Consider the following 12451-nt stretch of genomic DNA (forward strand, 5'->3'; position numbering starts at 1 on the left):
CTCAGGAGGAGGAGCCCTCCCCGAACTCCCCCGCCGCCTCCTGCTCCGCCCCAGGCCGCTGCGCCCACAGCCGCCTCGCGCGCGCGACCAGCCCGGGTCCCGACCCCCCTCTCCGGTGGCCGTGGACACGGGGGTCGTCCGTGACCGCGTACCGCTTCACATACGCCCCCAGGAACGCCTGCAGCGTGGCGACCGCCGGGATGGCTATCAGCGCGCCGACAGCACCGAGGAGTGCCGTTCCGGCGATGACCGAGCCGAAGGCGACGGCGGGGTGGATGTCGACGGTCTTGGCGGTCAGCTTGGGCTGCAGCATGTAGTTCTCGAACTGCTGGTAGACCACGACGAAGATCAGCACCCACAGCGCGTACCAGGGGTCGACGGTGAAGGCGATCAGCATGGGCAGCGCGCCCGCAAGATACGTACCGATGGTCGGGATGAACTGGGAGACCAGGCCCACCCAGACGCCGAGCACGGGCGCGTAGGGCACGCCAAGGATCTGCAGCAGGATGTAGTGCGCTATGCCGGAGATGAGCGCCATCAGACCGCGCGAGTAGATGTAACCGCCGGTCTTGTTGACGGCGATCTCCCACGCGCGCAGCACCTCGGCCTGCCGCGCGGGCGGCAGGACGGAGCAGATCGCGCGGCGCAGCCGCGGGCCGTCCGCGGCGAAGTAGAACGAGAACAGCGTGACCGTAAGCAGCTGGAAGAGGCCGCCGATGACCTGAGCGGACACATCCAGGACGCCGGTGGCGCTGTGCTGCACGTAGTTGCGCAACCAGTCGGAGCGGAGCAGGCCCTCCTGGACGTCCACCCGCTTCAGGTCGGTGTGGAAGTGGGTGTTGATCCAGTTGATGACGGAGTCGAGGTAGTCCGGAAAATCTTCGACGATCTTGATGATCTGGCCCGCGAGCATCGAGCCGAGCAGGGTGACGAAGCCCGCCGCCATGATCATTACGGCGAGGAAGACGAGGCCTGTGGCCAGCCCCCTGCGCATCCCGCGCGAGGCCATCCAGCTCACCGCGGGCTCGATGGCGAGGGCCAGGAAGAATGCTATGAGGATGTTGATCAGCAGGCCGGTGAGCTGGTGGAAGGCCCAAGTGCCCAGCTGGAAAGCGGCGTAGAGGGCCAGCACGAACACCACCGCGCGCGGCAGCCAGCGCGGCATGCGGATACTCGACCCGGCGGCGTCGGCCGGGGGCCGGCCGGGCGGCGTCGTGCCGAACGGAGATGCCTGCTGGGCCGTCTGCCCGGTCTCGTCAGTGGGTGCCACGGATCAAGTCTCGCCCACTGGTCTGACAATCAACTACCGTCCTGCGATCTTCGTGACCGATCAGCGCTTCTCCCCCGGAACGTCCATGACTGTGCAGACCACACGCCACACGTCCTTGGCATCCCAGCCGGCGTCCAGCGCCCCGTGCACCGTGTGACCGCCGAGCTCCGCCATCACATGGTCGCGCGCGAAGGTGTCGGCGTTTCCCGGACCGAAATGATCCGCCATCCGCTGCCAGAAGACCGTCAACCGCATGCCTTCATTATCCCGCCCCTGAGAGTGGGCCTGAGCCGGGACCCCTTGCCGAGACCGCTTTCCGCCCTACGGTCTGACGCATGTCCGAAACAGGAGCTTCCCCACTCCCTGCCACACCCCCGGCACGCTCCCCGCTCTTCCGCGCCGAGCACTTCGTATGGCTCACCGCGCGCGTGCTGGAACAGCGCCTCTTCGCGTACCACTTCCTGAACGGCGGCGCCGACCCGGTGGAGACCGCGCTCGACGCCTACCGCAACGAGGACGGCGGGTACGGCCACGCGCTGGAGCCCGATCTGCGCGGCCCGGTCAGCCAGCCGCTGCACACCGGACATGCGCTGCGTGTCCTGGACTCCATCGGACGCTGCGGCGGACAGCGTGTGGAGCGCGTGTGCCGCTACCTGACAGCCGTCTCGACGGCGGACGGCGCACTGCCGGCGATCCATCCCAGCCAGCGCGGCTATCCGGCAGCACCCTTCATCCCGATCGTGGACGACCCGCCCAGCGAACTCCTCGCCACGGGGCCGGTGGTGGGCCTGCTGCACCGCAACGAGGTGTGGCACGCCTGGTTGTTCAGGGCCACGGACTTCTGCTGGCATGCGGTCGAGTCGCTGGAGAAGTCCCACCCCTACGAGATCGAGGCCGCCGTGGCCTTCCTGGACTCCGCTCCCGACCGCCCGCGCGCGGAGGCGGCCGCCGACCGCCTCGGCCGCCTGGTGCGCGAACACCGGCTCGCGGCTCTGGAGCCCGACCGCCTCGACGCGTATCCGGTCGCCCCCGGCTACGCGCCCGGCGAGCACCACTTCCCGCACGACTACGCGAGAACGCCGAGCTCTCTGGCGCGCGCGTGGTTCACGGATGCCGAGATGACGCGCTCCCTCGACTTCCTCGCGGACGCGCAGCAGGAGGACGGCGGCTGGCCGGTCCGCTGGCGCCAGTGGGCACCGGGCACCGCCCTGGAGGCACGCCCCATGGTGACCGTCGAGGCGCTGCGCACCCTCAGGGCGCACGGACGCCCCATCGGCTGACCCGGCCGTCGTCACCCGCCCATGGCGCGCACCCCGGCGGTCACCACGACGGCCGCCGCCACGACAAGCAGGAACGGGGCACGCAGAACCAACGCCAGAGCGGCGGCCGCGAGTCCCGCGACCCTCGCGTCGAGCACCAGGGCGTGCCCGTCGGCGAAGGTCTGCTGGGCCGTGAGGGCGGCTAGGAGGGCCACCGGCAACAGCGCGGCCAGGCGCCTGACGAGCGGCTTCTCGAGCGCGCCCGCGGGTACGAGCAGCCCGGCGAGTTTGACGGCGTAGCAGCCTAGGGCGGTCGCGCCGATCGCGATCCAGGTGTTCAACTGTCTTCCTCTGGTACGTCGTTGTGGTGTGCCGGCACGTCGCTGTTGTGTGCGTCGTTGCGTGCTGTGCCCCTGCGGCGGCCCTCCAGGAAGAGCACAGCGGGCGCTGCCAGCGCGGCCACCAGGACGGGCACTCCGGCGGGCAGTACGGGCAGCAGACCGAGCCCCAGAAGGACGGCCAGTCCTGCGACGGCCCGTTCGGTGCCGGTCTTGAGCATCGGCGCGAGCAGCGCCAGGAACACGGCGGGCCCGGCCGCGTCGAGGCCCCATGCGTCGGTGTCCCCTATGGCGTCGGCGCCCAATGCGCCGAGGAACGTGGTGAGGTTCCACAGCACGTACAGGCTGAGCCCGGTGACGGCGAACCCGATACGCGTACTCCGCCGCGTCGGCTGCGCCAGTGCGACCGCGGTCGTCTCGTCGATGACCCACTGGGCGGCAAACGGCCGCACCGCGCGCGGGAGGGCCAGCAACTGGGACAGGCGGAGCCCGTAAAAGGCGTTGCGCACCCCCAAGAAGAAGGCGCCCGCCGCTGCCGTGAGCGGGTTGCCGCCGGCCGCGAGCGCCCCCACGAGGGCGAACTGGGATGCGCCGGTGAACACCAGGAGGCTGAGCGCGCAGGTCTGCATCAGTGTGAGCCCACTGCCGGCCGAGGTCACCCCGAAGGCGAAGCCGGACAGTCCTACGGCGACGCCGACTCCGAGGGCGTCCCGTACGACGGCGGAGTCCGCTTTTCCTCCGTCTTCGGGGCGTATGTCTGCGAGAGCTGTCTGTTCTGCCACGCACCGGACGGTAGAAGCAGTCGCCCTCGCGCGTCTTGTACGTTCTTGCGCTCACGCCGGTATGCCCCTGGGGGCACGCCGACGATCCGGGTGAAGTGCCGGTTCAGGTGCGGCTGATCGGTGAACCCGACGACGACGGCTGCCTCTGCAGGCGTGGTACCGGCGTCCAACAACCGCCGTGCCTGCCGCACCCGGGCGTCCGTGAGCCAGGCGTGGGGCGGCATGCCGTAGGCGTCCCGGAACGCCCGCAGCAGCGCGAAGGGGCTGGTACCGAGGTCGGCCGCGAGTTTCTCCAGGGTCGGCGGCTCAGCCATCCGCCCCTCCAGCACGGCACGCGCGCGTGCCGCGATCCGGCCTCCCGCCGTCCGTACCTCCCGCTGTGGCAGCGGCCCGCCGTTCAGCCGCAGCAGCCTGGTCACGGCGACCCGCAGCAGGGTGTCGGCGGCCAGTGCATTCCCGTCCTCCGCGGCACGCAGCACCTGATGCACAAGCCCCACGGTGTACGGATCGTCGAGCACCGGACTGACGAACCCCGGCGTCCCGCGGATGAGGGTGGTCTCGGCCGCGATCTCGGCCACCACCTCCGGCGACGGATACACGGCCCCATACCGCCACCCCTCGGGTACACCGGCCCGCCCTGTGTGCGGCGTATCGGGGTTGACCAGCGCGAGCGCCCCCGCCCCGGCGTACTGATCGGCCCCACGGTGATGAAAGACCTCGACCCCGTCCGCGATGGCGGCGATGACGAAGTTCTCGTGGGTGTGCCGCACGAACGTCTTCCGGATGTACCGGGCCCGCAGCAGATCGACCCCGGGCAACTCGGCGTACTGCCAGTGCCGCGCCAACTCCTTCCCCGAACCTGCCATACCTCCATTCTCCGCCAGGCCGATACAGAGCAGCCCCGGAACGCACCCCCACTCACCTGCAGCCGCCGACGCACGGGAGCGGGTCGCGGCGGTGCGGCGCAGCCCGCCGCTTACCTGGCCCCACCACCGACCCACTCAGGCAACAGGCGGACGAACAGCGGGCGGCGGGCTCGCCGCACCGCCGCGACCCCGACCCATGACGAACCCAACCGCGACCGGCCCAAGCCCAGCACAGCGGAACCGCAGGTCAGAGCCATTGTCAGTGGGCGGGTGCAGGATGGACGCATGGTCAGCTCCGCACACCGAGCCCTTGACGGCTTCTCCCCCGCGACCCGCGGCTGGTTCACGGGGGCCTTCTCCGCGCCCACCGCGGCCCAGGCGGGCGCGTGGCAGGCCATCAGAGAGGGCGCGGACGTGCTGGTGGTCGCCCCCACCGGCTCCGGCAAGACCCTGGCCGCGTTCCTCGCCGCCCTGGACCAGCTGGCCTCGACACCTCCGCCGGCCGACCCCAGGAAGCGCTGCCGAGTCCTTTACGTGTCGCCGCTCAAAGCCCTCGCGGTCGACGTCGAGCGCAACCTCCGCAGCCCCCTGACCGGTATCCGCCAGGAATCCGTGCGCCTGGGCCTGCCGGAGCCCGAGGTGAAGGTGGGCATCCGCTCCGGCGACACCCCGGCCGCCGAGCGCCGCGCCCTGTCCACCCGGCCCCCGGACATCCTGATCACCACCCCGGAGTCACTGTTCCTGATGCTGACGTCGGCCACGCGCGACGCGCTGACCGGCATCGAGACGGTGATCCTCGACGAGGTGCACGCGGTGGCAGGCACCAAGCGCGGCGCGCATCTCGCGCTCTCCTTGGAGCGGCTGGACGAGATCCTGCCGAAGCCGGCCCGCCGCATCGGCCTGTCGGCGACGGTCCGCCCGGTCGACGAGGTCGCGCGGTACCTCTCGCCACGCCGCAAGGTGGAGATCGTCCAGCCGAGGTCGGGCAAGGAGTTCGACCTCTCGGTCGTCGTCCCGGTCGAGGACCTGGGCGAGCTGGGCGGCTCCCCGGTCGCCGACGGATCGGAGGGCACGGAGCGCCCGTCGATCTGGCCGCACGTCGAGGAGCGGATCACCGACCTCGTCCAGGCCCACCGCTCCACGATCGTGTTCGCCAACTCCCGCCGCCTCGCGGAGCGCCTGTGCAACAGGCTCAACGAGATCGCTTACGAGCGCGCGACCGGCGAACCTCTGGACGAGCACCACGCCCCGGCCGAGCTCATGGGCGGCTCGGGAGCAGCCCAGGGCGCGCCCCCGGTCATCGCCCGCGCCCACCACGGCTCGGTCTCCAAGGAGCAGCGTGCCCTGGTCGAGGAGGACCTCAAAGCCGGCCGCCTCCCCGCCGTCGTAGCGACATCCAGCCTCGAACTGGGCATCGACATGGGCGCGGTCGACCTCGTCGTCCAGGTCGAGTCCCCGCCGTCCGTCGCCTCCGGCCTGCAGCGCGTGGGCCGCGCGGGACACCAGGTGGGCGCGGTCTCCACCGGCGTGGTCTTCCCGAAGTACCGCGGCGATCTCGTCCAGGCGGCGGTGGTCACCGAGCGCATGCGCACTGGTTCCATCGAATCCCTGAAGGTCCCCGCCAACCCCCTGGACGTGCTGGCACAGCAGCTGGTGGCGATGACGGCTCTGGACACCTGGCAGGTCGACGACCTGCTCGCCACGGTCCGCCGCGCCGCCCCCTTCGCCTCGCTCCCGGAGTCGGCGTTCACGGCGGTCCTCGACATGCTCGCGGGCCGCTATCCGTCCGACGCGTTCGCCGAGTTGCGCCCGCGCGTGGTGTGGGACCGCGTCGCCGGCACGGTCGCGGGCCGCCCCGGGGCGCAGCGTCTCGCCGTCACCTCCGGTGGCACCATCCCCGACCGCGGGCTCTTCGGGGTCTTCCTCGCCGGTGCCGACCCGAAGAAGGGCGGCGGCCGGGTCGGCGAGCTCGACGAGGAGATGGTCTACGAGTCGCGCGTGGGCGACGTCTTCACGCTCGGCACCAGCTCCTGGCGCATCGAGGACATCACACGCGACCGCGTCCTGGTCTCCCCCGCGCCCGGCGTACCGGGCCGACTCCCCTTCTGGAAAGGCGACCAGCTGGGCCGCCCGCTCGAACTGGGCCGCGCGGTGGGCCAGTTCCTGCGCGAGGTCGGCTCACTGCCCAAGGAGGACGCCCGCCTGCGTCTCCTCGCGGCAGGCCTGGACGCCTGGGCCGCGGACAACGTCCTGTCCTACCTGGACGAGCAGCGCGAGGCCTGCGGCCACGTCCCGGACGACCGCACCATCGTCGTGGAGCGCTTCCGCGACGAGCTCGGCGACTGGCGGGTCGTCGTGCACTCCCCCTTCGGCGCCCAGGTGCACGCCCCGTGGGCGCTCGCCCTCGGCGCCAAGCTCTCCGAGCGCTACGGCATGGACGCCCAGGTCATGCACGCCGACGACGGCATCGTGCTGCGCCTCCCGGACGCCGACCTCATGGGCCTGGACCTGCTCGACCAGGAGCCGATGAAGGCGGGTGCTCCCTTCAACACGACGGTCGACGCCGATCAGGCACCCGTCGGCGCTGCGGACGTCGTCTTCGACAAGGGCGAGGTCGACCAGGTAGTCACCGACCAGGTGGGTAGTTCCGCCCTGTTCGCATCCCGCTTCCGCGAGTGTGCCGCCCGCGCACTGCTGCTGCCGCGCCGCAACCCGGGCAAGCGGACCCCGTTGTGGCAGCAGCGCCAGCGCGCCTCCCAACTGCTCCAGGTGGCCAGCGAGTTCGGCTCCTTCCCGATCGTCCTGGAAGCGGTCCGCGAGTGCCTCCAGGACGTCTTCGACGTCCCCGGGCTGGTCGAGCTGATGGGCGACCTGGAGGCCCGCAAGGTACGCCTGGTCGAGGTCACCACCCCCGAGCCGTCCCCCTTCGCCCGCTCCCTCCTCTTCGGATACGTCGCCCAGTTCCTCTACGAGGGCGACTCACCGCTCGCCGAGCGCCGCGCCGCCGCGCTCTCCCTGGACTCACGGCTGCTGGCCGAGCTGCTGGGCCAGGCCGAGCTGCGCGAGCTGCTCGACGCCGAGGTGCTCACCGAGCTGGAGCGGGAGCTCCAGTGGCTCACCGAGGACCGGCGCGCCAAGGACGCCGAGGGTGTCGCGGACCTCCTGCGCCTGCTCGGCCCGCTCACCGACGCCGAGCTGAGAGAGCGCGGCGCCGAGCCGCAGTGGGCCCAGGACCTGGCCGGCGCCCGCCGCGCGATCAAGGTCCGTATCGCCGGCGCAGACCACTGGGCGGCGATCGAGGACGCGGGCCGCCTGCGCGACGCCCTCGGCACAGCCCTCCCGGTCGGTGTCCCGGAGGCCTTCACAGAACCCGTGAAGGACCCGCTGGGCGACCTCCTCGCCCGCTATGCGCGCACCCACGGTCCCTTCACGTCGGCCACGGCGGCGACCCGCTTCGGCCTGGGCGTGGCGGTCACGGAAGGCGCACTCCAGCGCCTCGCTGCGAACGGCCGTGTCGTACAGGGGGAGTTCCATCCGGCGGGCATCGGCCAGGAGTGGTGCGACGCGGCCGTTCTGCGCCGGCTGCGCCGCCGTTCCCTGGCCGCGCTGCGGCACGAGCTGGAGCCGGTGGCGCCGGCCGCACTCGCCCAGTTCCTCCCGCAGTGGCAGCACATCGGCAAGGGACACGGGCTGCGCGGTATCGACGGACTGGTGCGTGCCGTGGAGCAGTTGCAGGGCGCGTCCGTGCCGGCGTCGGCCCTGGAGAAGCTGGTCCTGCCGTCCCGCGTCGCGAACTACACGCCCGCGATGCTCGACGAGCTCACCGCCGCCGGGGAGTTGGTGTGGGCCGGAGCGGGCGCACTCCCCGGCAAGGACGGCTGGGTGTCCGTGTACCTTGCGGACGCGGCCCCCCTGCTCCTGCCCCCACCGCACCCCCTGGAGCTGACTGCGCTCCACCAGTCCGTCCTGGACGTTCTCTCCGGGGGATACGGCCTGTTCTTCCGCCAGATCACCGACCAGGTCCGCGCCACCACCCACCCCGAAGTCGCCGATCCCCAACTGGCGGACGCCATCTGGGACCTGGCCTGGTCCGGCCGCCTCACGAACGACACGCTGGCCCCCATGCGCTCCCTCCTGGGCTCGGGCCGCACCGCGGGCTCCACTGCCCACCGCGCCAAGCGCAGCGTCCCGCGCGGGCGTTACGGCTCGCTGACCGCCGCCGCGCGCCCCGCCTCCCGCAGCGGGCCGCCCACCGTTGCCGGCCGTTGGTCCCTGCTCCCGGCACGCGAGGCCGACCCGACGGTGCGCGCCCACGCCGTCGCCCGCACCCTCCTCGACCGGCACGGCGTCGTCACCCGGGGAGCCGTCTCCGCGGAAGGCATCGAGGGCGGCTTCTCGGCGACGTACCGCATCCTGTCCGCCTTCGAGGAGAGCGGCCAGGCACGGCGTGGCTACGTGGTGGAGGGGCTCGGCGCGGCACAGTTCGCGATGGACGGCGCGGTGGACCGCCTGCGCGCGGTGTCCAACGCCCGCGACCGCGGAGAAACCCTGCCGCAGCCGTCGGCCGACGGCACGCCGAGCGGCTTCCCCACCGGCCCCTTCGGCTCGCCCCACGCCTTCACCCCGGCTGGTGACCACAGCGCCGGAACCGACGCACCCCACGGCCACACGCCCCACGGCTTCGACGATCCCGACACCTTCGAGTGGACGGACGGCTTCGAGTCGGGGGGCGGCACTGCCCGGAGCGGGGACCGTGCCCGCGGACCCCGGCCCGAGTTCGACATCACCGGCTTCGAGGACGACCTCGGCCTCCCGCCCACTCGCGCCTCGCGCGACGAATACGTCTCGCCCCGCGACTTCGCGTCCCCAGGCGCAGGCGGCCCCCGAAGCGGCCCCGGCTCGACACCCGGCTCCTACGGCTCCGCTTTCCCGAGTCGCCGCCCCACCCCCGACTCCCGAGCCGTCGTCCTCGCCGCCGCCGACCCGGCGAACGCGTACGGCGCGGCGCTTCCCTGGTCGGAGCCCCCGACCGGCGCGGGCCACAAGCCGGGCCGCAAGGCGGGCTCCCTGGTGGTCCTCGTCGACGGCGAGCTGACGCTCTACATGGAGCGCGGCGGCAAGACACTGCTGGCCTGGCCCGCCGACCCGGAAGGCACCGCCACCGACGACCCCCGTCTGCAGGCAGCTGCTCAGTCCCTGGCCGCAGCCGCCCGAGCAGGCTCCCTCGGCACCGTCACGGTGGAGCGAGTCAACGGCGCCTCGGCCCTGACGTCCCCCATCGGCACCCTCCTGGAAGGAGCAGGCTTCATCGCAACCCCCCGCGGCCTGCGGCTCAGGGCGTAACCGCGCATGCCCCCGCTCTCCGAGCCCACGAGCGCCCACCCGTGCCACCCTTGACCCATGCCCGAAGGAGACACGGTCTGGCAGACGGCGAGACGTCTGCACGACGCCCTCGCCGGCAAGGTGCTGACCCGTAGCGACCTCCGGGTGCCCAAGTACGCCACGGCCGACCTGACAGGCCGTACCGTCCTGGACGTCACCCCGCGCGGCAAGCACCTCCTGACGCGCATCGAGGGCGGCCTGACGCTCCACTCCCACCTGAGGATGGACGGCTCCTGGAAGGTGTACGCGAACGGCCGGCGCTGGACCGGCGGCCCGTCCCACCAGATTCGCGTGATCCTGGGCAACGCGGACAGCACGGCCGTCGGCTACCGCCTCCCCGTCCTCGACCTCCTGCGCACCGCCGACGAACAGCGCGCCGTCGGCCACCTCGGCCCCGACCTCCTCGGCCCGGACTGGGACCCCGAGCAGGCGCTCGCCAACCTCCTCGCCGACCCCGCCCGCCCCCTCGGCGAGGCCGTCCTGGACCAGCGCAACCTCGCCGGCATCGGCAATGTCTACAAGAGCGAGCTCTGCTTCCTGCTCGGCGCCACCCCCTGGTTGCCCATCGGCGCACTTCCCGCCGACCGCGCCGCGAAGCTCCCCTCACTCGCCAAGAAGCTCCTGGAGGCCAACCGCGACCGCCCGGTCCGCACCACGACGGGCCGCCGCGGCCAGGACCTGTTCGTGTACGGCCGCGCACCGCGCCCCTGTCTGCGCTGCCACACCTCCGTTCGCGTCGCCGACCAGGGCGACGGCTCCCGCGAACGTCCCACCTACTGGTGCCCGAACTGCCAGGCGGGACCGGCACCGAGCCCCACCCGACCCCGCACAACTCCACGCCGTACGACCAATTGACGATCCGTCAGAAACACTCGTACCGTCCCTTCATGCCCGTCAAGGCGTACGAACTCACCGGACGCACCGCATTCGTCACCGGCGCGGCGGGTGGCATCGGCCGCGCTTCGGCCGTGCTGCTCGCCGAAGCCGGCGCCACGGTCCACTGCGCCGACCGCGACGCACAGGGCCTGCACGAGACGGCGACCCTGATCAAGGACGTCGGCGGCACCACCCATATCCATCACCTCAACGTGACCGACCGCGACCAGCTCCGCCAGGCCGTCGCCTCGTGCGAGCGCCTGGACGTGATGGCCGCAATCGCCGGGATCATGCACAGCAGCCCGGTCCTGGAGACCCTGGACGAGGACCTCGATCGGGTCCTGAGCGTGAACTTCAAGGGAGTGCTGTACGCCTGCCAGGAGGCCGCCCGCCTGATGCGTGACCGCAAGACCGGCGGCAGCATCATCACCATGGCCTCGAGCGCCGTCGACACGGGCCGCCCGGGCCTGCTCTGCTACGGCGCGGCCAAGGCGGCCGTCGTCCAGCTGACCAAGACCCTGGCGAACGAGGTCGGCCGGCACGGGATCCGGGTCAACGCGGTCGCGCCGGGCTGGATCCGCACCCCCATGACCGACCGCCACGAGGCCGAGGCGCAGGCGCAGACCGAGGCGCTGATGGCCCGGATGTCGCCGCTGGGGCGAGTCGGCGAACCGGAGGACGTCGCCCACACCGTGCTGTATCTGGCCTCCGACGCCTCAGCGTTCACGACGGGCCAGATCCTGCGTCCGAACGGCGGGGTGGCGATGCCGTGGTGACGCGGGCCGCCTGCCAGGCTCCCCGCCACCGCCCGGCCCCCACGGCCCCCGCCGCCCCCGTCTTCGGCACACAGTGCACCGGCAGCAGACTCAGCCCCCATCCCCCGGCGGCGACCGCCCCCTCCAGCACTCCGGCACCGGGCGCGAAGGCAAGCCGCAGTACCGCCCACCACCACAGTGCCCCGAGCCCGAGAACCGCCCCCCGGCGCACTATCGGCCGTGCCATGGACGCCACCTCCGGCCCCGAAGCTAGACCGCGGCCTTCACCCCCAGGGAGGGCGCACCGACGGCACATGGGCGCAACGCTTCGCAGGCATCCACCATGACCGCCCCGAGCCGCACCGGCAAACGGACCCGGAGGGCCGTACAAGACACCCCGACAACACGAAAACCCCGACCGCACCTCCCCAGTTCTCCCTGGAGAAGCCCCGGCCGGGGCCTTGCACGTGCACGTCGGCTCACGCAGCCACGCGCGTGAACGTCACGCGGCGACCACGTCCACCGCCTCGGCGGGCGCCTTGATGGTCACCCGTTCCGGTGGCACCCCGGTCACCGACACGGAACCCAGCATCGGACGAACCGGCGCTGGCACAGGCTCGGTGGCCGCAGCAGACTGGGCCAGCTCCGCGAGGGCGAGCTCGTCGCTCACTTCCCTCATGAGCTCGGACATCCGTACGTCCAGCGCGTCGCAGATGGCGGAGAGCAGCTCGGAGGAAGCCTCCTTCTGCCCCCGCTCCACCTCGGAGAGATAGCCGAGTGAGACTCGGGCGGACGAGGAGACTTCGCGCAGAGTACGGCCCTGGCGCTGGCGCTGCCGACGCAGCACGTCACCCAGCAGGCGACGGAGCAGAATCATCGGTGGCTCCCTCCTCGGACCGCGTAGCCGCATCCTTCACGCCCCA

11 protein-coding genes are annotated in these 12451 nt (G+C 72.1%); 4 read left to right on the top strand and 7 right to left on the bottom strand.

Going from position 1 to position 12451, the window contains the following annotated elements; genetic code table 11:
* Position 1: 1 nt before the first annotated feature.
* Together P2Q00_RS47445 and P2Q00_RS47450 are read right to left on the bottom strand one after the other, a co-directional pair.
* Positions 2-1270, bottom strand: coding sequence for an AI-2E family transporter (locus tag P2Q00_RS47445; RefSeq protein WP_275781137.1), 1269 nt, complete (start codon positions 1268-1270; stop codon positions 2-4).
* A gap of 60 nt (positions 1271-1330) precedes the next feature.
* Positions 1331-1525 (bottom strand): DUF3046 domain-containing protein, encoded by a 195-nt coding sequence (locus P2Q00_RS47450; protein ID WP_275781138.1) that lies wholly within the window; start codon positions 1523-1525, stop codon positions 1331-1333.
* Positions 1526-1605: 80 nt separating this feature from the next.
* Between P2Q00_RS47450 and P2Q00_RS47455 the strand changes: the two genes are divergently transcribed.
* Entirely contained in the window at positions 1606-2550 is a 945-nt protein-coding gene (locus tag P2Q00_RS47455) for a hypothetical protein (protein ID WP_275781139.1), read from the top strand.
* An 11-nt stretch (positions 2551-2561) separates the two neighbouring features.
* Here P2Q00_RS47455 and P2Q00_RS47460 read toward each other — a convergent pair whose 3' ends face one another.
* Genes P2Q00_RS47460 through P2Q00_RS47470 form a run of 3 tightly spaced genes read right to left on the bottom strand, consistent with a single transcriptional unit; the run spans position 2562 to position 4515 of the window.
* Positions 2562-2870, bottom strand: a complete 309-nt coding sequence (locus P2Q00_RS47460) for an AzlD domain-containing protein (protein ID WP_030947314.1) — start codon at positions 2868-2870, stop codon at positions 2562-2564.
* Positions 2867-3649, bottom strand: coding sequence for an AzlC family ABC transporter permease (locus tag P2Q00_RS47465; RefSeq protein ID WP_275781141.1), 783 nt, complete (start codon positions 3647-3649; stop codon positions 2867-2869). The genes P2Q00_RS47460 and P2Q00_RS47465 overlap by 4 nt, the downstream gene beginning before the upstream one ends.
* Positions 3550-4515, bottom strand: coding sequence for an AraC family transcriptional regulator (locus tag P2Q00_RS47470; RefSeq protein ID WP_275781143.1), 966 nt, complete (start codon positions 4513-4515; stop codon positions 3550-3552). The genes P2Q00_RS47465 and P2Q00_RS47470 overlap by 100 nt, the downstream gene beginning before the upstream one ends.
* A gap of 285 nt (positions 4516-4800) precedes the next feature.
* Between P2Q00_RS47470 and P2Q00_RS47475 the strand changes: the two genes are divergently transcribed.
* Genes P2Q00_RS47475 through P2Q00_RS47485 form a run of 3 tightly spaced genes read left to right on the top strand, consistent with a single transcriptional unit; the run spans position 4801 to position 11549 of the window.
* Positions 4801-9858 (top strand): ATP-dependent helicase, encoded by a 5058-nt coding sequence (locus P2Q00_RS47475; protein WP_275781145.1) that lies wholly within the window; start codon positions 4801-4803, stop codon positions 9856-9858.
* Between the two features lie 57 nt (positions 9859-9915).
* Positions 9916-10752: an Fpg/Nei family DNA glycosylase gene (locus P2Q00_RS47480; protein WP_275781146.1), complete on the top strand. Its 837-nt coding sequence runs from the start codon at positions 9916-9918 to the stop codon at positions 10750-10752.
* 32 nt (positions 10753-10784) lie between these two features.
* The gene (locus tag P2Q00_RS47485; RefSeq protein ID WP_275781147.1) at positions 10785-11549 is read left to right on the top strand and encodes an SDR family NAD(P)-dependent oxidoreductase; all 765 of its coding nucleotides are present in this window, start codon (positions 10785-10787) and stop codon (positions 11547-11549) included.
* Here the strand turns inward: P2Q00_RS47485 and P2Q00_RS47490 are convergent.
* A complete protein-coding gene (locus P2Q00_RS47490; protein ID WP_275781148.1) occupies positions 11497-11775 on the bottom strand; it encodes a hypothetical protein in 279 nt (92 codons plus the stop codon). The genes P2Q00_RS47485 and P2Q00_RS47490 overlap by 53 nt on opposite strands.
* Positions 11776-12030: 255 nt before the next feature.
* Positions 12031-12405, bottom strand: coding sequence for a helix-turn-helix domain-containing protein (locus P2Q00_RS47495; RefSeq protein ID WP_030947329.1), 375 nt, complete (start codon positions 12403-12405; stop codon positions 12031-12033).
* Between the last annotated feature and the right edge of the window lie 46 nt (positions 12406-12451).

Origin of the sequence: Streptomyces coacervatus (genome assembly GCF_029223485.1) — a bacterium.
Taxonomy (GTDB): domain Bacteria; phylum Actinomycetota; class Actinomycetes; order Streptomycetales; family Streptomycetaceae; genus Streptomyces; species Streptomyces coacervatus.